Source organism: Bacillus cereus group sp. N14 (genome assembly GCF_016483555.1).
GTDB classification, from domain to species: Bacteria; Bacillota; Bacilli; order Bacillales; family Bacillaceae_G; genus Bacillus_A; species Bacillus_A wiedmannii.
Genome location: NZ_JAEHBQ010000010.1, coordinates 16,956 through 38,004, shown reverse-complemented (window position 1 = coordinate 38,004; position 21,049 = coordinate 16,956). Strand labels below are relative to the sequence as shown.

The following is a 21,049-nucleotide window of genomic DNA, read 5'->3' as shown; positions in this document are numbered from 1 at the left end:
ACGAATTTTCGACAGAAAGGGAAGAATAGCATGATTAAAACAAATGAAATTAAACAAAAAGATGCATTATTAGAAGAAATTACGGATTATGTATTAAATAAAGAGGTAACAAGTGCAGAAGCATTCAGTACTGCTCGTTACGTATTACTTGATACTCTTGGATGCGGTATTTTAGCACTTCAATATCCAGAGTGTACGAAATTACTAGGACCAGTTGTACCAGGAACAATCGTGCCAAATGGTACACGTGTACCAGGTACGTCATATGTACTTGATCCAGTGAAAGGTGCATTTAATATCGGATGTATGATCCGTTGGTTAGACTATAACGATACTTGGCTTGCAGCAGAGTGGGGACATCCATCTGATAACTTAGGCGGAATTTTAGCTGTTGCAGATTATATTAGCCGTGTTCGTATTTCAGAAGGAAAAGAACCATTAAAAGTACGTGAAGTATTAGAAATGATGATTAAAGCACACGAAATTCAAGGTGTACTTGCTTTAGAAAATAGTTTGAACCGTGTTGGTCTTGATCACGTATTATACGTAAAAGTAGCAACAACTGCTGTAGTTGCAAAAATGCTTGGTGGAACACGTGAAGAAATCTTTAATGCATTATCACATGCGTGGATTGATAATTCTAGTCTTCGTACATATCGTCATGCTCCAAATACTGGGTCACGTAAATCATGGGCAGCAGGTGATGCAACAAGCCGCGGTGTTCATCTTGCAATGACTGCTCTAAAAGGTGAAATGGGTTATCCAACAGCATTATCTGCACCAGGCTGGGGATTCCAAGATGTATTATTCAATAAACAAGAATTAAAGTTAGCAAGACCGTTAGAGTCTTATGTAATGGAAAATGTATTATTTAAAGTTTCATATCCAGCAGAATTCCATGCGCAAACAGCTGCAGAATGTGCTGTGAAATTACATCCGGAAATTAAAGAAAGATTAGATGAAATTGATCGTATTACAATTACAACTCATGAATCAGCAATTCGTATTATTGATAAAGAAGGTCCATTAAATAACCCAGCTGATCGTGATCATTGCTTACAATATATTACGGCAATTGGTTTATTAAAAGGAGATATCGTTGCGGATGATTATGAGGATACAGTAGCAAATGATCCACGTGTAGATGAATTACGTAATAAGATGGTTGTTGTTGAAAACAAACAGTACAGTTTAGATTACCTTGACCCGAACAAGCGCTCAATCGCCAACGCTGTTCAAGTTCATTTCAAAGATGGCACTGTAACAGAAAACGTGGAATGTGAATATCCACTTGGTCACCGTTTCCGTAGAGACGAAGCAATTCCAAAAGTTGTTCAAAAGTTCACTGCAAATATGGCAGGTCATTATTCTAGTAAGCAACAAGAACAAATTCATGAAGTTTGTCTAAATGAAGAAAAACTAGAAAATATGAATGTAAACGAATTTGTAGATCTATTCTTAAATTAATAATAGGGGGAATTTAGAATGGCTTGGGTTGTGAATAAACAGTCAACACAAGAGGAGCTTGCGAATCGCTTCCGAGCTTTAGTAGAAGCAAATGGGATTTTGCAAATTCCAGGTGCTCATGATGCAATGGCTGCTCTTGTTGCGAAAAATACAGGTTTTTCAGCTTTATATTTATCGGGAGCTGCTTATACTGCAAGTAAAGGGCTACCAGATTTAGGAATCGTGACGTCTACTGAAGTAGCAGAAAGAGCAAGAGATCTAGTAAGAGCTACAGATTTACCAGTTCTTGTTGATATTGATACGGGATTTGGCGGTGTACTAAACGTAGCGAGAACTGCAGTAGAAATGATGGAAGCGAAAGTAGCAGCTGTTCAAATTGAAGATCAGCAATTACCAAAGAAATGTGGACATTTAAATGGTAAGAAACTTGTTACTACAGAAGAATTAGTTCAAAAGATTAAAGCGATTAAAGAAGTTGCACCAAGCTTATATATTGTGGCACGTACAGATGCTCGCGGTGTAGAAGGCTTAGATGAAGCGATCGAAAGAGCAAACGCCTATGTAAACGCAGGTGCAGATGCGATATTCCCTGAAGCGCTTCAATCAGAAGAAGAGTTCCGTCTATTTAATAGTAAAGTAAATGCGCCTTTACTTGCGAATATGACTGAGTTTGGGAAAACGCCGTATTATAGTGCAGAGGAATTTGCAAATATGGGCTTCCAAATGGTTATTTATCCTGTAACTTCACTTCGTGTTGCAGCGAAAGCATATGAGAATGTGTTTACTTTAATTAAGGAAACAGGTTCTCAAAAAGATGCACTTTCAAGTATGCAAACGAGAAGTGAGTTATATGAAACAATTTCATATCATGACTTTGAAGAACTAGATACTGGAATTGCAAAAACAGTATTATCAGAGGATCAATAGATAAAACAACTAAGGCGATGAGAATACATCTTTGGCAAAACGAACTGCTTGATGTGACAATTCATCGCCTTCTGTTTTCAAAAATAAGAAATTCCACTCATCGTAGACGAGCATACGTAGTAGCAAGTAAGGCTGAAATGATAGGGGGATTCAGATGGAGAAAACAAAGTTACCGTGGGATGAATTTTTTTCACTTAATAAAGATGTGAATTATACTTTCTTTACGCCCGAAGATTTTTCAGGAGATGAAGATTTAATCGCAAAAACGACAGAACAATTCGTTAAACAAGAAATTGTTCCACAAATGGAGAATATAGAACAACATAACTATAAAATTTCTCGTCAATTATTTGAGAAAGCTGGAGAACTTGGATTATTAAGTATCGAAGTCCCAGAAGAGTACGGCGGATTTGAGTTAGGAAAGGCAGTTTCAGGGCTTGTAGCAGAAAAAATGGGATACGCTGGTGCATTTAGTGTTTCCTTTAATATACACGCTGGTGTAGGTACATTGCCTTACATATATTACGGAACGAAAGAACAAAAAGAAAAATATTTGCCGAAAATTGCGTCTGGAGAATGGATTGGGGCCTATGCTTTAACTGAGCCAAATGCTGGTTCTGATGCTTTAAGTGCAAAAACAAGTGCAGTATTAAATGAAGATGGTACTGCTTGGAAGTTAAATGGTGAGAAGCAGTGGATTACAAATGCTCATATGGCAGATGTATACGTTGTTTTTGCGAAGACAAATAAAGGAATGACAGCGTTTATTGTCGAAAGAACATGTGAAGGTGTATCCATTGGATTAGAAGAAAAGAAAATGGGGATTAAAGGTTCTTCAACGGCTACCCTAATTTTAGAAGATGTTGTCATCCCTGCTCAAAATGTTTTAGGGGAAGTTGGAAAAGGGCATCACGTAGCTCTTAATATTCTTAACTTCGCTAGACTAAAGCTGGCTTTTGGAAATATTGGAACAGCAAAACAAGCAATTGGTTTGTCGGTTCAATATGGAAAAGAGCGAAAACAGTTCCAAACGGAATTAGTAGATTTTACGATGATTCAAGAGAAAATTGCAAATATGATCATTGCTACATATGGAGCAGAAAGTGCAGCCTACCGTACAGCAGGTGTCATTGATGAAGCAATTCATGAGAGTGATGAAGATCTTATGAAGAAAATGTCTCAATTTGCAATTGAATGTGCACTTAATAAAGTAAATGCTTCTGAAACACTTGGTCATATCGTAGATGAAGCTGTACAAATTCATGGTGGTTACGGTTATATGCAAGAGTACGAGGTAGAACGATTATATCGTGATGCTAGAATTAGTCGTATTTTTGAAGGAACGAACGAAATTAATAGATTAACAGTTGCTAAAATGTTAATGAAGCAAATGGAACAAATTGAAGATACTGTAGTAGAAGTTGATGTAGCAAATGTTGAAAGAAACCATCGTTACATTTTATTATCGAAAAAATTGTTGAAACAATCTTTGAAAACGCTCTCTAAAACTCCAGGGTTAAAAATTGACCAAGAACAAGAATATTCACGTGTATTATCAAATATGTTAACGGACGTGTACGTCATGGAATCAGCATTTTTACGTACGAGGAAAGCAATTAGTAAAAATGGTGAAGAGAAAGAGCGTACGAAACAAATGATAACTGATGTTATTTGTGAAGAAGGCTATCGTAAAATAGAAGAAGCAGCGATTTCTATACTTTCAGCGGCTGTCACAGAAGAACAAGATAGACACGTAATTTTAGCTGAAATTCGTCAATTATTAGTGCCTTTATACACGAACGTGTTTACGAAAAAGAGAGAAATTGCGAAAGCTATTATAAATCGCGGAAAGTATATTGTGTAAATAGGAGGAAAGCGATATGAAAAAGATTGGCTTTATCGGTTTAGGTAACATGGGTCTTCCAATGTCTAAAAATTTAGTTAAATTAAGTTACACAGTATACGGTGTGGATTTAAATAAAGAGGCCGAAGCTTCCTTTGAAAATGAAGGAGGAATTATTGGCTTATCAATCTCGAAACTAGCAGAAACATGCGATGTGATTTTTACAAGTTTACCTTCACCTCGCGCTGTTGAAGCGGTGTATTTTGGGGAAGAAGGATTATTTGAAAATAGCCACTCGAATGTAGTTTTAATTGATACCAGTACTGTATCTCCACAATTAAACAAACAGTTAGAGGAAGCTGCAAAGGAAAAGAAAGTAGACTTTTTAGCAGCGCCTGTTAGTGGTGGGGTAATTGGAGCTGAAAACCGTACATTAACGTTTATGGTTGGTGGATCGAAAGAAGTGTATGAGAAAACGGAATCTATCATGGGCGTACTAGGCGCGAATGTTTTCCATGTTAGTGAGCAGATTGATAGTGGCACAACAGTTAAATTAATTAATAACCTATTAATTGGTTTTTATACAGCTGGTGTGAGTGAAGCTTTAACATTAGCGAAAAAGAATAATATGGATTTAGATAAAATGTTTGATATTTTAAATGTAAGTTACGGTCAAAGTAGAATTTATGAGCGTAATTATAAAAGTTTCATTGCAACTGAAAACTACGATCCAGGCTTTACTGTGAATTTATTAAAGAAAGATTTAGGATTTGCAGTAGATTTAGCGAAAGAAAGCGAACTTCACTTACCAGTAAGCGAAATGCTATTAAACGTATATGAAGAAGCAAGTGAGGCAGGGTATGGTGAAAACGATATGGCTGCTTTATATAAGAAAGTTAGTGAACAGTTAATTTCTAATCAAAAATAATAGACTTATATACATCATAAAAAAGGAGAGAATATAATGATTACAACTGAAATTAAACGAGTAAAAAATCATATTAATGGTGAGTGGGTAGAATCTACTGGTACAGAAGTAGAAGCAGTTCCAAATCCGGCGACTGGAAAAATTATCGCTTACGTTCCGCTATCTCCGAAAGAAGATGTTGAAAAAGCTGTTGAAGCGGCAAAAGTAGCATACGAAACATGGTCTAAAGTACCAGTTCCGAATCGTTCAAGACAATTATATAAATATTTACAGCTTTTACAAGAAAACAAAGAAGAGCTTGCTAAAATCATTACGCTAGAAAATGGTAAAACATTAACGGATGCAACTGGTGAGGTGCAGCGCGGGATTGAAGCGGTAGAACTTGCAACATCAGCACCAAATTTAATGATGGGACAAGCTCTTCCGAATATTGCTAGCGGCATTGATGGATCGATTTGGCGCTATCCAATTGGAGTTGTTGCTGGTATTACACCGTTTAACTTCCCAATGATGATTCCATTATGGATGTTCCCACTTGCAATTGCTTGCGGTAATACGTTCGTATTAAAAACATCTGAAAGAACGCCACTTTTAGCAGAGCGACTTGTAGAGTTATTCTATGAAGCTGGTTTTCCAAAAGGGGTATTAAATTTAGTACAAGGCGGAAAAGATGTTGTAAATAGCATTTTAGAAAGTAAAGATATTCAAGCTGTTTCGTTCGTTGGCTCTGAGCCGGTAGCTCGTTACGTGTATGAAACAGGTACGAAACACGGAAAACGTGTACAAGCGTTAGCTGGTGCAAAAAATCATGCGATTGTAATGCCAGATTGCAACCTTGAGAAAACAGTGCAAGGTGTAATTGGATCTGCATTCGCAAGTAGTGGAGAGCGCTGCATGGCATGTTCAGTAGTAGCAGTAGTTGATGAAATCGCTGATGAATTCATCGACGTACTAGTAGCAGAGACGAAGAAGTTAAAAGTAGGTGACGGTTTCCACGAAGATAATTATGTTGGACCATTAATTCGTGAATCTCATAAAGAGCGCGTATTAGGCTATATTAATAGCGGTGTAGCAGATGGAGCAACTTTATTAGTAGATGGCCGTAAAGTTAAGGAAGAAGTTGGAGAAGGTTACTTTGTAGGTGCGACAATCTTTGATGGTGTAAATCAAGAAATGAAAATTTGGCAAGATGAAATTTTTGCTCCAGTATTAAGCATTGTACGAGTTAAAGATTTAGAAGAAGGTATTAAATTAACAAATCAATCTAAATTTGCAAATGGCGCGGTTATTTATACGTCAAATGGTAAACATGCACAAACGTTCCGTGATAATATCGATGCTGGTATGATCGGTGTAAACGTAAACGTTCCAGCACCAATGGCATTCTTCGCATTTGCAGGAAATAAAGCTTCCTTCTTTGGTGATTTAGGTACAAATGGTACAGATGGCGTTCAATTCTATACACGTAAAAAAGTTGTAACTGAGCGCTGGTTTTAATATAGAGTGAACAGCCAAATCAGTTGTTAAATGAAAACCACCACTATTAATAGTGGTGGTTTTCGTCTTGTTAATTATTTTTTTCAAAAGCTAGTTTAATACCAAAACCAATTAAGACGATTCCTGTTAAGCCTTGAATATAACGTTGCGTCCTCGGTTTTTTCATAAAAGCACTAATTTTATCAATTAAAAATATATAAAAAGCGAACCAAATAACTGTTAAAACGAGGTAAGTAAGACCCATTACGAGAAGTTGGATAAACGTATTATGATTTGGATTTAAAAATTGCGGTAAAAAGGTTAAAAAGAAGACTGCAACTTTAGGGTTTAATAAATTCGTAAGAAACCCTTGGCGAAAGCAAGAAGTGTGTTCATTTTCATTATTTAAAGATATATCGTTCGTATCAAAGCCTTCTTTGTTTCTTACCATTAAAAGGGCTTTAATGCCAATATAGATTAAATATAGAGCTCCAACGTACTTGAAAATAGAAAATAAAAGCGCTGACTTTACAATAATTGCGGAAAGTCCGATTACTGCTGCTAAAGTATGAATTAAAAGTGCAACACATGTACCGAACACTGTTTTCACTCCACCGACCTTACCGGCAACCAATGTATTTTTCGTCGCCATTGCAGTATCAGGACCGGGTAAAATAATAAGACAAATAGACATAATGATGAAAAGAAAATAATTTTCAATCATAGTCGCTCCTCCTTTTTTATTTTTAGAATATTTGATTAAAAATAGTGTAGCACACATTTTGATTTAATAAAATTAAATTTTATTAAAAATTATTAAATGAGAAAGAGGCTATATAGTAGTTGAATTCCACTACTATATAGCCTCAATTTTATCCCGCATGACCGGACGATCGGTGAGGGTTAATAATAAGCGGGTAATGAACCCCCACTTATTAATGTTTCACCTTATTATGCATTAAGTAAGTTAAAGAATCGATTTACATCTTCTTCTGAAACATCACTTAACTGCTTATATTTATAATTCGGATTTTGATCTTTATCAACGACAACAGAACGTACTCCTTCGAAGAAATCCACATGTCTCATGAAATTTTTAGCAAGTACAAGGTCGGTAGCAAAACATTCTTCAACGGACTTATCTTTTCCATCAATAAACTGTTTTAATGTTACTTTTAACGAAATAGGAGATTTTGATAATAGCGTTTCTTTCGTTTTTAAAGCAAAGGAACTTTGATCTTTCTCCAATGAATGGATGATCTCTTCAATTGTATCGAATGCAAAATGTGAATTCATTTCTTCTAATGAAGGAGCAAGTTCGCTTTCTAAGTTTGGAGCAGTTGCAAATGTACGAATGACTTCTTTTAAATTAGTATGTACATCATCTTCTTTATGCCAATTTACATTTTCAAGTTCAGTAAGGAAATTTGGTAATGAATCAGATGTCATAAAGTAATCAGCAGCGTTTATAAATAATACGTCAGCAGCTTTTAAAACAGATGCTGTTAACGCAACATAGCGGCCAGCAAATCCTGGAGCTTTATTTAAGAAATAAGCAGCACCGACATCTGGGAAGAAGCCAATATTCATCTCTGGCATTGCCCATTTCGTACGCTCAGTTACAATTCGATATTTCGCACCATTTGTAAGACCGACACCACCGCCCATTACAATTCCATCTAAACAAGCGATGATCGGTTTTTTATATTGATAAATATATGTATCAATTTCATACTCTTCTTCAAAAAAACGTTCTGCATGCTGCAATGCAGTTTCATTTGAACGCGCTTCATAAAGAGTTTTAATGTCGCCGCCTGCACAAAAACCTTTTGTGCCAGCTCCTTTTAATACGATAAGCGCAATTCGCTCATCATTTTCCCACTCTTTCAGTTTTTGCCCAATTGGTTGCAACATGTCATAAGATAAAGAATTAAGCGCTTTTGGGCGGTTTAAAGTAATTGATGCAACGCCGTTTTCACTAACAGAAAATAAAACGTGTTCAGTCATAATTCATCCTCCCTTACATATCTTCTTATTCTTAATTCTTGATACGTACTGAAATGTCCTTTATAAATTTTGTCTAAAGTTGACGGTACGTGTTAATTTGTATACCGCATATTTTGACGAGATATATTTGCAGGATTTCTGAGGTTGAAAATGAATATTACAACATTACTGTAATTGTAATTATTTGAAATTATCATGATAAACACGCTATTATATAGGTGTAAATTGTGCATAATCACTTCAAAAAGAGTATTTGAAGTGATTATGATGAAAGAAAAATTGCTTTTTATTAGAAATAGAGAAAGGAGAAATCGGAATGCCAGGACCTTTACTATTGTCGGTGATTATTTTGTCTTCTTTAATGATAGGGATAACGCAGTATTTTCATCATACAGATACGACAGAGGAAGTGAAGGATAAAGTACGACTTGTATTTCCGATTTTTATCATATCTATTTCTTTTTGCATTTTATTAAATAAGGATGGGTACATTATCGCAGTATTTTCATTTTTTGTAGCGATTGTTTTCATTACAGTTTTATATTATGTAATGAAAGACTTTATACAAAAATAAAGATGTCACAGTAGACATTTTTATTTTTACAATAAAAAATTTCACATACCGTATTATATATAAAAATAAAAAACATATAGCGGTAGAAAAGTGTGTACTTTGCCGTGTATTTACTTGTCAATCTTGCATAGCCAATATACTATTAATAATGTAGAAATTAGAAAAAGGGGTTGTATCTGTCATGAAATTTGAGATGCACACAAAAATTATTTCAAATGAAAAAGAAGTAAGATTACATATAGAAGAAAACATATTTCAATTAAAATTGGATGGTTATCACTTATTTACAGTTCAAGAAATATTGCCTTTATATAAATCAAATGAAGAAAGAATTGGTAGTGCAATGATACAAAAGTTAGAGTGGGAAAACGGAAAAACTACAATAAACTATCAACTCGTATCACTAAAATCAGTAAATTAAAAGGAGCAGGAAACTATGAAGTTATTTCATACAGCGGATTGGCATTTAGGAAAGCTCGTTCATGGCGTGTATATGACTGAAGATCAAAAGATTGTATTAGATCAGTTTGTACAAGCTGTTGAAGAAGAAAAACCAGATGCCGTAATTATTGCAGGGGATTTATATGACCGAGCAATTCCACCTACGGAGGCAGTAGACTTATTAAATGATGTTTTACAAAAAATAGTGATTGATTTACAAACACCAGTTATTGCGGTTGCAGGAAACCATGATAGTCCAGATCGTATTCACTTTGGAAGTAGTTTAATGAAGAAACAAGGATTATTTATTGTGGGGCAATTTCAATTTCCATATGAGCCAATTATATTAAATGATGAATATGGCGAGGTTCACTTCCATCTCGTTCCATATACGGATCCAAGCATAGTTAGACATGTTTTGAAAAACGAAGATGTACGTTCTCATGATGATGCGATGCGTATTTTTATGAATGAGCTTTCTGAAACGATGGATAAAGAAGCAAGACACGTATTTGTTGGTCATGCATTTGTAACTTCTGCGGGAGAAGCGGAAGAGAATACAAGTGATGCAGAACGACCACTTTCAATTGGTGGTGCTGAATACGTAAATAGTCATTATTTTGATAAGTTTCATTACACAGCGCTTGGACATTTACATCAAGCGCATTTCGTACGTAATGAGACAATTCGATATTCAGGTTCTCCACTTGCATATTCTATTTCTGAAGAAAAACATAAAAAAGGATATTATATTGTGGAACTGGACGAGCAAGGTGAAGCAACAATTGAAAAAAGGTTACTTGCACCACGTCGTAAAATGCGAACAGTAGAAGCGAAAATAGATGAATTATTACAACATCCAGTAAGTGAAGATTACGTGTTTGTAAAATTATTAGACGAAAATCCTGTCTTGCAGCCAATGGAAAAAATACGCTCTGTATATCCAAATGCAATGCATGTTGAAAGATCTATTCAAAGACGAGAGTTCACAGAGTCAAATAAAGTAACTGTTTCAAGACATAAAACGGATGATTTATCGTTATTAAAGGCTTTTTATAAAGAAATGAAAGGCTTAGATTTATCAGAAGAGAAAGAACGTCTATTTGTAGAAGTACTACAAACAGTGCAAGAACGGGAAGGTGAACGAGGATGAGACCGATTCAGCTAATTATGACAGCATTTGGGCCATATAAACAGAAAGAAGTAATCGATTTTAACGATCTTGGAGATCATCGTATTTTCGCCATTTCTGGGAATACAGGAGCTGGAAAGACAACGATTTTTGATGCGATTTGTTATGTGTTATATGGTGAGGCAAGCGGAGAAGAACGTAGTGATACGAGCATGCTTCGCAGTCAATTTGCTGATGATAATATGTATACAAGTGTAGAACTAACCTTTCAGTTAAAAGGGAAACGTTATGAAATAAAACGACAACTTGGACATAAAAAACAAGGGAACAAGACAATTACTGGACATGCAGTAGAACTATATGAAGTGATTGATGAAGAGAATGTTCCAGCTGTTGATCGTTTCCATGTAACGGATGTAAATAAAAAAGTGGAAGATTTAATCGGTTTAAGTAAACATCAATTTAGCCAAATTGTTATGTTACCGCAAGGGGAATTCCGAAAACTATTAACATCTGAGACAGAAAACAAAGAAGAAATTTTACGTCGTATTTTTAAAACGGATCGTTATAAGTTAATGCGTGAGTTACTTGATCAAAAACGAAAACAATGGAAAGACGTTTTACAAGAAAAACAAAAAGAGCGAGAGCTATACTTCCGTAATGTTTTCAAATTACCAATCCGCGATGGAGCATTATTAGAGACATTAGTGGAACAAGAACATGTAAACACGCATCAAGTATTAGAAGCGTTAGAACAAGAAACAGCGGCGTATAAGGTAGAGGTTGAGCAATTACAAGTAGAACAAGATGTTCAAACGAAGCAATTAAAGGATGCTGAAACACGTTTTCATGCAGCGAAATCCATAAATGAGAAATTTATAGATTTACAACAAAAGAATGAGAAATATAACACTTTACAAGAAAATCGTACCGTTATTGAAATGAAAGAAAAATCTTTTAAACATGCGGAAGAAGCGAAGCGCTTATTACCATTTGAACAATGGTATGAAGAAGCAATGCAAAATGAGCAGAAGGCTGAAAGTTTATTAAAACAAATAATCGCTAAAAAAGAAAATGTAACGAAAAGCTTTGAACTTGCTCAGGAGAAATATGAAGTAGTAAAGAATAAAGAACCTGAGAGAGAAAATGCAAAAAAACTTGTTCAAAGATTAGAAGAGTTACAACCAATTATTGCATCATTAGCTGAGAAACAGTTGAATTTACAAAATGCAGAAATTCAAATAGGGAAATTAAAAGAAAGTATGCAAAACTTAGATCGACAATTAGATGAGCATACAAATCAAAAACAGCTAATGTCTAGTGAATTAGAGCAATTAGAACGAGCACTTGAGCAATATGTAGCTAAAGTAGAAGAACTAACGAATATGCGAGAAGATGCCAAAGTTTTAAAACAAGCATATGATGTTTGGCAAGAAAAGCAAAAATTCGAGAAAGAAAAAGAAGCGGCATATAATAAGATGCAATTGGCAGTTAACGCATATGAAAATATGGAACGTCGCTGGTTAAGTGAACAAGCTGGTATATTAGCTCTTCATCTACATGATGGCGAATCTTGTCCAGTATGTGGTAGTACGAACCATCCGAAAAAAGCTACAGAGCAAAGTGATGTGATCGATGAAAAAGAGTTAAATGATTTAAGAGAAAAGAAAAATGTTGCTGAAAAATTACATGTTCAATTAGAGGAGAAATGGAATTTCTATCACCTACAATATGAACAGGTAATAGAAGAGGTTAAGAAGCGAGGCTATCGCTCAGAGGAATTAGTTGAAACATATAGTGCACTTGTTCAAAAAGGAAAACAATTAGCAACTGAAGTAAATACGCTAAAAGCAAGTGAAGAAACGCGTAAGCAAACAGCTGTGAATATAAAAAGTGTAGAAGAAAAAGTAGATGCACTTCAGAAACAAAAGCGTGAGGTAGAAACAGTACAGCACCGTACAGAAATAGAGTGTATGCAGCTTCGTACGTCATATGAACATGATAAGAAAAATATTCCTGAAAGCTTACAAACAGTACAAGCTTGGAAAGTTCAGTTTGACCAAGCAATGCATGACCTCAGATTAATGGAAGACGAATGGAAGAAAGTGCAGGAAGCGTATCAACATTGGCAAAATGAAAATATACGTATTCAAGCAGAACAGGAAAGTGCTTCTAATCAATTTGAAAGTACAAAATTGAAGAAAGAAGAGACGTTTACGCGCTTTATGAAAGAGCTTGAACAGAGCGGATTTACAGATCAATCCACGTATAAAGAAGCTAAATTAAGTGATATTGAGATGGAGATGTTACAAAAAGAAATTCAAAGTTATTATTCATCTCTTGAAGTGCTTGCAAAACAAATTGAAGAGTTACATGCTGAATTAAAAGATAAAGAATATATGGATATTACAGCGCTAGGTGAACACATAACAGAATTACAAATTAATCTCGATATAATTAAAGAAAAACGTCAACGTGCGCAAAATGTAGTAACATACATTTCTGATTTACATGAAAATATTAGACGTATCGATGAGCAAATTCATGAGGAAGAAAAAGCTTTCCAAGAACTTGTTGATTTATATGAAGTAATGAAAGGTGATAACGAAAGTCGTATATCATTTGAACGTTACATCTTAATTGAGTATTTAGAACAAATTGTTCAAATTGCAAACGAACGATTACGTAAATTATCAAATGGACAATTTTATTTAAAACGAAGTGAGCGAGTTGAGAAGAGAAATCGTCAAAGTGGATTAGGCTTAGATGTTTATGACGCATACACTGGCCAAACAAGGGATGTAAAAACATTATCTGGCGGCGAGAAATTTAATGCATCGCTTTGCTTAGCGCTTGGAATGGCAGACGTCATTCAAGCATATGAAGGCGGTATTTCAATCGAAACGATGTTTATCGACGAAGGATTCGGTTCATTAGATGAGGAGTCATTAACAAAAGCAGTTGACGCCTTAATTGACTTACAAAAATCAGGCCGATTTATCGGTGTCATTTCACACGTTCAAGAGCTGAAAAACGCAATGCCGGCTGTATTAGAAGTAACGAAGCAGAAGGATGGTTGTAGTCAGACGAAGTTTGTGGTGAAGTAAGTTCAATTGTAATTCATGCACAAAGTATTGTTTGCGATTTTCTAGTAAAGAACTTATGAACAAACAAATGCCGTCTCTTTTTAGAGACGGCATTTGTTTGTTATTCAGAATTAAATAATTCACCTAAGAGTTATCTGTAGAAGGCGGTGTATTTTCCAAGCGATTATATGTTTTAAAGGCCGAGATTGCCGAGATAACACCACCTACTAAAAATAAAGCTGATCCACCGACCAAAATGATACGGCTGACATACGTTTCGCGCGTTTCTTCAACTTCTTCTTGTAACATTGTTGGCATTTGAAATCCCCCTAAACAACATTTATTTTGTAGATAGTATATACAAACGCCTAAAATATGTTAAAATCACTGGATAGTGTTATGAGGAAGTATATAGTTAGATGTGAATTATTTGAAAAATCTTCATTATAAATATATGCTAACTTCACATAGAGCACATATTAACATTGTATTATGTATATGTACCAAATAAATAAAGTGAATTGTATTTCGTTCTGTTTTTAAAAATTTAAAATTCTATTATTTTTATATAAAGGTTTCACATCGGAGTTTTAAATATTTTGGAAATAGATCTAAATAAGAGGAATTCATATAAAAGGGGAATGTCTTATGACAACATATACGAGTGAAATGAGAAAAAGTTTAGTTTCAGAAGAAGATGTAGATATTTTGAAAATTATGGCGCACCCAATCCGATTACAAATTGTAAATGAATTAAGTACGAGAAAAACTTGTAATGTAACACAATTAACAGAATTACTAAATATTCCACAATCGACTGTTTCGCAACATTTATCAAAAATGAAAGGTAAAGTGTTACGAGCTGAGCGAAGAGGTTTAGAAATTTATTATCATATTAATAATTTAAAAGCGAGTAAGATTGTAAGTGTTTTAGGATATATAAACTAATGAAGTATTTTCATATAAAATAGCCCCTGCTGGTGAGCAGGGGCTATTTTTTGTTGTTTTATGTATTCGTATTTAAAATTTTATAGTTTTTATGATTTACAATCGTTCGATCAAATTCAAAAGTACCACCGCTTACATTTGTAATTTCAACTAAGACCGATTCAGTATAAAGTTTTAATACAGATCCTGTAATCTTTAAATTATTTCGTTGAAAAAGTATAGTATCCCCTACGTTTGCTTTCATAGTACCTCCTCATTAAAGACAGAAATATTTTTTTATTATATATATTAAACCACGTATAGATATATTAGTGAATATTTAGTTTTATTTATCAATAAAATATTTTTATTTTATAAAAAATAAAGTGCATCGTAGTGTCAAAATAGTTTTTTTCTGTTTGTATAGGTAAATCAAAATATCGCAATATAGGTATCGTATAACTTGAGACATAATTTTTATAAAGAGAGATGATAAAACAGCTGTAAGTCGTATTGATGCAAAACATTATAATAGCTACTTACGTATTTAATAATTCGTTTTTTGTATTTCGACCTTCGTTTTCTGTAACTGATTCCATATTTTTGACGCTCTATCTTGTAAGTGCTTACATAAGCGGGGACATCTTATACAATGAAGGTGTTAAATCAAATGAGGTGGCCAATATGAACATAAAAAAAGAACATTTAGCTAATAGCATTGAAATAGAAAGAGGAGGCGGAATGATATGAAAAAATCAAAAGTTAATCCATGGCTTGTTGTCCTTGGCACAGTCATAGTACAAATGGGACTTGGGACGATATATACATGGAGTTTATTCAATCAGCCTTTAGTTAGTAAATATGGTTGGAGCCTAAACGCTGTTGCTATAACTTTCTCAATTACTAGTCTTTCCTTAGCATTTTCAACTTTATTTGCGAGTAAATTGCAAGAAAAGTGGGGACTTCGAAAACTTATTATGATAGCTGGACTAGCATTAGGACTAGGATTAATACTTAGTTCACAAGCTTCCTCATTAATATTGCTTTATGTACTAGCAGGGGTTGTTGTAGGTTATGCAGATGGTACAGCGTATATCACTTCACTATCCAATTTAATAAAGTGGTTTCCAAAGCGTAAAGGTTTAATTGCTGGTATTTCTGTCTCTGCATATGGTTCGGGTAGCTTAATCTTTAAATATATTAACGCACAGTTAATTGAATCAGTTGGTGTATCACAAGCGTTTATATATTGGGGGTTAATTGTTACAGCTATGATTGTCCTTGGCGCTTGTTTAATCCATCAAGCTGCAGATCAAGGAGCAGTTCATGAAGCAAAAACTCAGGAATATACAACGAAAGAAATGTTAGGCACAAAACAAGTATATTTATTATTTATTATGTTATTTACATCATGTATGAGTGGCTTATACTTAATTGGTATGGTAAAAGACATTGGTGTTCAACTTGTAGGGCTTAGCGCAGCGACAGCAGCTAATGCGGTGGCTATGGTTGCAATCTTCAATACATTAGGTCGTATTATTTTAGGACCGTTATCAGATAAAATCGGCCGTTTAAAAATCGTTACTGGTACATTTGTTGTTATGGCGGCTTCAGTCTTGGTTTTAAGTTTCGTAGATTTAAATTATGGTATTTACTTCGTATGTGTAGCAAGTGTAGCGTTTTGCTTTGGTGGAAATATCACTATTTTCCCAGCTATCGTTGGTGATTTCTACGGTATGAAAAACCATAGTAAGAACTACGGAATTGTGTATCAAGGATTTGGATTTGGAGCACTTGCAGGTTCCTTTATCGGTGCACTTCTAGGTGGATTCAAACCAACCTTCATGGTGATCGGTGTATTATGTGTCGTATCATTTGTTATCGCAATTTTAATTCAAGCACCTAAGCAGAAAAAAGAAAAAGAAGAAGAGTATCGCAGCGTAGCATAAGTATATAAATCTTCTATCACACTATAAATACGAAAAAGCATCCTATTAAATAGGGTGCTTTTTTTATGAATGATTGTAACGAGGTTATATAACATTTGGGATTTTTTGAGACAAAAAAGTGAGTGAAATGCCTATTTGGATTATATTGGAATATCAATAGATGATACATCATATTCGAAATACGTATTAAATCTTAAATTATAAACAAGACATACATCAGTAATTGCAAGATATATTTTCTCGGTATTTTCAGAAAAATGTTGAGAAAATATATACTTGGTTTTTTGATAAGGCTTTGTAAATGAAGGTATCTACAGTTAGTCTTCTACAAGTTTAAAAAGAGGAGTATGAATTAAATGTGTAATGTAAGTACTTATTAATGCTTTTAGATGTAATTGTGTTGAGAATCATTAAAATATTTTATCTGAAAAATAAAAATAGGTTGACAAGTTTATTGAGAAAGATTATCATTTCGGTGTAAGAATATTAAATGAAAAACATTATCAATGAATAATATTTTGATGAAAAGTACACTTGACCAATTAGTTTAGTAAGTGTATTATTTTTTCATCAATAATGATAATCATTATCATTATTTGTTTAATTAGATTAATTTTCAAATGAAAGGATAGAGGAAATGAACATAGGGGAATTTGATGGGAAAACGGTTTTAGTAACTGGTGCAGCGCAAGGTATAGGTAGTGTTGTAGCAAACATGTTTTTAGAAAGAGGAGCTACAGTTATTGGGGCTGATCAAACTGAAGAGGGGTTAAACGTACTCTTAAATCAAAATGAATTAAATGAAACACGTGTGAAAACCTTTCGTTTAGATGTGAGTGATAGTGCCGCTGTTGAAGAAGTAGTAGAACGGATTGAAAATGATATAGCACCGATAGATATATTAGTAAATGTTGCAGGGGTTTTACGTATGGGAGCGATTCACTCTTTAAGTGATGAAGATTGGAATAAAACATTCTCTGTAAATTCTACAGGAGTTTTCTATATGTGCCGAGCAGTAAGTAAATATATGATGCAAAGAAAGTCAGGGGCAATTGTTACAGTTGGCTCAAATGCGGCAAATACTCCGAGAATGGAGATGGCTGCGTATGCTGCATCAAAAGCTGCAACGACGATGTTTATGAAGTGCTTAGGATTAGAACTTGCAGCATATAACATTCGCTGTAACTTAGTTTCTCCAGGTTCAACTGAAACTGAAATGCAACGGTTACTATGGGCTGATGAGAATGGAGAAAAAAATATCATTGCTGGTTCTCAAAGTACATATAGACTCGGTATACCATTACAAAAAATTGCACAGCCTTCAGAAGTTGCCGAAGCGGTATTGTTTTTAGCTTCTGATAAAGCAAGCCACATTACAATGCACAATTTATGTGTCGATGGAGGAGCTACATTAGGCGTTTAATAAAAAAAATAGGGGGCTACTATATTATGAATGAACTTACGGCTGTAAAGGAACTGTCAGAACAATTATTAGAAGATTATAAGACTGAATCTTCATTCTTTTTTGCTTCACCAACTCGAACAATATTGACAGAAGGAGAGTTTACTACAGTAAAACATCGTGGAATTGAAAGTTTTCCAGAACTAGTACAGGCAGTATTAAGCAATGCAAAACAAGCTGGAAATCCGAATCCTATCGTTGTTGGTGCCTTGCCATTTGATCGTAGAAAAGAAGTTCAACTTATCGTACCAGAATATAGCAGAATCTCTGATCGTTTACAATTGGATCCAACAAATCAGCTTGAAACAATTGAGAACTTAACATTTGAAATGACACCTGTACCAGATCCTGAAGTGTATATGAATGGTGTGAAGCAAGGAATTGAAAAAATACAAGACGGAGATTTAAAGAAAATCGTTCTATCCAGATCGTTAGATGTTAAAACTTCCGAAAAGATTAATAAGCAAAAACTTCTTCGAGAATTAGCAGAGCATAATAAGCATGGTTATACATTTGCTGTGAATTTACCAAAAGATGAAAACGAGAATAATAAGACATTAATTGGAGCAAGTCCTGAATTACTCGTTTCACGAAATGGTATGCAAGTTATTTCTAATCCATTAGCTGGTTCAAGACCGCGTAGTGATGATCCAGTAGAAGATAAAAGAAGAGCAGAGGAATTACTTTCTTCACCAAAAGATTTACATGAACATGCGGTAGTAGTGGAAGCGGTTGCTGCTGCGCTTCGTCCATACTGTCATACATTACATGTTCCGGAAAAACCATCCGTTATTCATAGTGAAGCGATGTGGCATTTGTCTACTGAAGTGAAAGGTGAACTAAAGGATCCGAATACTACTTCTTTGGAATTAGCAATTGCTCTTCATCCTACGCCAGCAGTTTGCGGAACGCCGATGGAAAAAGCGAGAGAGGCGATTCAAAAAATTGAGCCATTTGACCGTGAATTCTTTACAGGAATGCTAGGATGGAGCGATTTAAATGGAGATGGTGAATGGATTGTTACAATTCGCTGTGCTGAAGTGCAAGAAAATACACTTCGTTTATATGCAGGAGCAGGAGTTGTTGCTGAGTCAAAACCAGAAGATGAGTTAGCAGAAACATCAGCTAAGTTCCAAACAATGCTGAAGGCTTTAGGATTAAGAGATAATTCGCTGAATGAAAAATAGGGGGAAGAAATAATGTTATCAGGTTTCACGGAATGGCCAGAAGAATTTGCAAATCGTTATCGAGAAGAAGGATGTTGGCTTGGAGAAACATTTGGTTCGTTGTTAAGAGAACGTGCTGAAAAGTATGGAGATGAAATTGCAGTTGTAAGTGGTAATATGCATATGACGTATAGTGAGCTTGATAAAAAAGTAGATCGCTTAGCTTCAGGTTTACTGAATTTAGGAATAAAGCAAGAGGATCGAGTTGTAATACAGTTACCCAACATTATCGAGTTTTTCGAAATATGCTTTGCGCTATTTCGAATTGGAGCACTTCCTATTTTTGCACTACCTTCACATCGAAGCAGTGAAATTAGTTATTTTTGTGAGTTTGGTGAGGCGAGTGCTTACGTTATTTCAGATAAGGCTCTCGGCTTTGATTATCGAAAACTAGCAAGAGAAGTAAAAGTGAAAGTGCCAACTTTACAACATGTAATTGTAGTGGGAGAAGAAGAAGAATTTGTGAACATAAGTGATCTGTATATAGATCCCGTTCCATTACCAGAAGTTCAGCCAAGTGATGTTGCGTTTCTCCAATTGTCTGGAGGGACAACAGGGCTTTCTAAATTAATTCCTAGAACACATGATGACTATATTTATAGTTTACGTGTTAGCGCTGAAATTTGTAATTTGAATACGGATAGCGTCTATATGGCAGTTCTTCCAGTAGCGCACAATTACCCGATGAGTTCTCCAGGGACATTTGGAACTTTCTATGCGGGTGGAAAAGTAGTGTTAGCAACTGGTGGTAGCCCAGATGAGGCATTTGCTCTTATAGAAAAAGAAAAAGTTACGATTACTGCTCTAGTTCCACCATTAGCAATGATTTGGCTTGATGCAGCTTCTTCTCGTAATAACGATTTATCGAGCTTAGAAGTGATTCAAGTAGGTGGTGCTAAGTTTAGCGCTGAGGTTGCAAAGCGTATACACCCTACATTTGGATGTACGTTACAGCAAGTGTTCGGTATGGCAGAAGGGTTAGTAAATTACACAAGATTAAATGATCCTGAAGAAATCATCATTCATACGCAAGGGAGACCGATGTCTACATTCGATGAAGTAAGGGTCGTTGATGAAAATGATAACGATGTAAAACCTGGTGAAGTAGGTAGTTTGTTAACAAGAGGGCCATATACAATTCGTGGCTATTATAAAGTAGAAGAGCATAATGCACGATCATTTACAAAGGATGGATTTTATCGCACAGGTGATCTTGTAAAAGTAAATGAACAAGGTTACATCATTGTAGAAGGTAGGGATAAAGATCAAATTAACCGTGGTGGTGAGAAAGTTGCTGCGGAAGAAGTTGAAAATCATCTATTAGCACACGATGCAGTACATGATGTAGCCATTGTATCAATGCCTGATGATTATTTAGGAGAACGTACTTGCGCATTTGTAATAGCTCGTGGACAAGCTCCGACAGTAAGTGAATTAAAAATGTTTTTAAGAGAACGGGGTATAGCGGCTTATAAGATTCCAGATCGAATTGAATTTATTGATTCATTCCCGCAAACAGGTGTTGGAAAGGTAAGCAAAAAAGAGTTACGTAAAGTCATTGTGGAAAAACTTATTAAGGTAAAACGATAATAAATATAAAAATT

The 21,049-nt window shown here is 34.9% G+C and carries 18 protein-coding genes; 14 read left to right on the top strand and 4 right to left on the bottom strand.

Annotation, left to right across the window (positions count from 1 at the left end):
* Window positions 1-30: 30 nt before the first annotated feature.
* The 5 genes from prpD (at window position 31) to JDS82_RS15640 (ending at window position 6,662) form a co-directional block, all read left to right on the top strand.
* Complete coding sequence (gene prpD, locus JDS82_RS15660; protein WP_199713559.1) at window positions 31-1,467, top strand: 2-methylcitrate dehydratase; 1,437 nt, start codon at window positions 31-33, stop codon at window positions 1,465-1,467.
* 18 nt (window positions 1,468-1,485) lie between these two features.
* Window positions 1,486-2,394 (top strand): methylisocitrate lyase, encoded by a 909-nt coding sequence (gene prpB / locus JDS82_RS15655; RefSeq protein ID WP_199713558.1) that lies wholly within the window; start codon window positions 1,486-1,488, stop codon window positions 2,392-2,394.
* 154 nt (window positions 2,395-2,548) lie between these two features.
* Window positions 2,549-4,258 (top strand): acyl-CoA dehydrogenase family protein, encoded by a 1,710-nt coding sequence (locus JDS82_RS15650; RefSeq protein ID WP_199713557.1) that lies wholly within the window; start codon window positions 2,549-2,551, stop codon window positions 4,256-4,258.
* 16 nt (window positions 4,259-4,274) lie between these two features.
* Window positions 4,275-5,165, top strand: a complete 891-nt coding sequence (locus JDS82_RS15645) for an NAD(P)-dependent oxidoreductase (RefSeq protein WP_048566462.1) — start codon at window positions 4,275-4,277, stop codon at window positions 5,163-5,165.
* A 36-nt stretch (window positions 5,166-5,201) separates the two neighbouring features.
* Window positions 5,202-6,662: a CoA-acylating methylmalonate-semialdehyde dehydrogenase gene (locus tag JDS82_RS15640; RefSeq protein WP_000633366.1), complete on the top strand. Its 1,461-nt coding sequence runs from the start codon at window positions 5,202-5,204 to the stop codon at window positions 6,660-6,662.
* Window positions 6,663-6,732: 70 nt separating this feature from the next.
* Here the strand turns inward: JDS82_RS15640 and JDS82_RS15635 are convergent, their stop codons facing one another.
* Complete coding sequence (locus JDS82_RS15635; RefSeq protein ID WP_199713556.1) at window positions 6,733-7,365, bottom strand: LysE family translocator; 633 nt, start codon at window positions 7,363-7,365, stop codon at window positions 6,733-6,735.
* Window positions 7,366-7,592: 227 nt separating this feature from the next.
* Entirely contained in the window at window positions 7,593-8,648 is a 1,056-nt protein-coding gene (locus tag JDS82_RS15630; protein ID WP_199713555.1) for an enoyl-CoA hydratase/isomerase family protein, read from the bottom strand.
* Between the two features lie 316 nt (window positions 8,649-8,964).
* On the opposite strand from JDS82_RS15630, the gene JDS82_RS15625 reads away from it, so the two are divergent.
* The 4 genes from JDS82_RS15625 to JDS82_RS15610 all read left to right on the top strand — a co-directional run bounded on the left by JDS82_RS15625 (window position 8,965) and on the right by JDS82_RS15610 (window position 13,902).
* A complete protein-coding gene (locus JDS82_RS15625) occupies window positions 8,965-9,222 on the top strand; it encodes a hypothetical protein (protein WP_046955733.1) in 258 nt (85 codons plus the stop codon).
* 181 nt (window positions 9,223-9,403) lie between these two features.
* Window positions 9,404-9,643 carry a DUF2584 family protein gene (locus JDS82_RS15620; RefSeq protein ID WP_000667347.1) on the top strand — a complete coding sequence of 80 codons (240 nt, stop codon included), beginning with the start codon at window positions 9,404-9,406 and terminating at the stop codon, window positions 9,641-9,643.
* Between the two features lie 15 nt (window positions 9,644-9,658).
* The gene (locus JDS82_RS15615; RefSeq protein WP_199713554.1) at window positions 9,659-10,816 is read left to right on the top strand and encodes an exonuclease SbcCD subunit D; all 1,158 of its coding nucleotides are present in this window, start codon (window positions 9,659-9,661) and stop codon (window positions 10,814-10,816) included.
* The gene (locus JDS82_RS15610) at window positions 10,813-13,902 is read left to right on the top strand and encodes an AAA family ATPase (RefSeq protein WP_088112935.1); all 3,090 of its coding nucleotides are present in this window, start codon (window positions 10,813-10,815) and stop codon (window positions 13,900-13,902) included. The genes JDS82_RS15615 and JDS82_RS15610 overlap by 4 nt, the downstream gene beginning before the upstream one ends.
* Before the next feature lie 123 nt (window positions 13,903-14,025).
* Here JDS82_RS15610 and JDS82_RS15605 read toward each other — a convergent pair whose 3' ends face one another.
* Window positions 14,026-14,199 (bottom strand): hypothetical protein, encoded by a 174-nt coding sequence (locus JDS82_RS15605; protein WP_199713553.1) that lies wholly within the window; start codon window positions 14,197-14,199, stop codon window positions 14,026-14,028.
* Window positions 14,200-14,529: 330 nt separating this feature from the next.
* Here JDS82_RS15605 and JDS82_RS15600 point away from each other — a divergent pair, with 330 nt between their 5' ends.
* The gene (locus JDS82_RS15600; protein WP_000214798.1) at window positions 14,530-14,829 is read left to right on the top strand and encodes an ArsR/SmtB family transcription factor; all 300 of its coding nucleotides are present in this window, start codon (window positions 14,530-14,532) and stop codon (window positions 14,827-14,829) included.
* 58 nt (window positions 14,830-14,887) lie between these two features.
* Here the strand turns inward: JDS82_RS15600 and JDS82_RS15595 are convergent, their stop codons facing one another.
* Window positions 14,888-15,073 (bottom strand): YkvS family protein, encoded by a 186-nt coding sequence (locus tag JDS82_RS15595; RefSeq protein WP_000646791.1) that lies wholly within the window; start codon window positions 15,071-15,073, stop codon window positions 14,888-14,890.
* A 481-nt stretch (window positions 15,074-15,554) separates the two neighbouring features.
* On the opposite strand from JDS82_RS15595, the gene JDS82_RS15590 reads away from it, so the two are divergent.
* From JDS82_RS15590 to JDS82_RS15575, 4 genes are all read left to right on the top strand, one after another.
* A complete protein-coding gene (locus JDS82_RS15590) occupies window positions 15,555-16,757 on the top strand; it encodes an L-lactate MFS transporter (protein ID WP_199713552.1) in 1,203 nt (400 codons plus the stop codon).
* A 637-nt stretch (window positions 16,758-17,394) separates the two neighbouring features.
* Entirely contained in the window at window positions 17,395-18,180 is a 786-nt protein-coding gene (gene dhbA, locus JDS82_RS15585) for a 2,3-dihydro-2,3-dihydroxybenzoate dehydrogenase (protein ID WP_048566458.1), read from the top strand.
* 26 nt (window positions 18,181-18,206) lie between these two features.
* The gene (dhbC, locus tag JDS82_RS15580; protein WP_098058103.1) at window positions 18,207-19,406 is read left to right on the top strand and encodes an isochorismate synthase DhbC; all 1,200 of its coding nucleotides are present in this window, start codon (window positions 18,207-18,209) and stop codon (window positions 19,404-19,406) included.
* A 12-nt stretch (window positions 19,407-19,418) separates the two neighbouring features.
* Entirely contained in the window at window positions 19,419-21,035 is a 1,617-nt protein-coding gene (locus tag JDS82_RS15575; RefSeq protein WP_199713551.1) for a (2,3-dihydroxybenzoyl)adenylate synthase, read from the top strand.
* The last annotated feature ends 14 nt before the right edge of the window (window positions 21,036-21,049 follow it).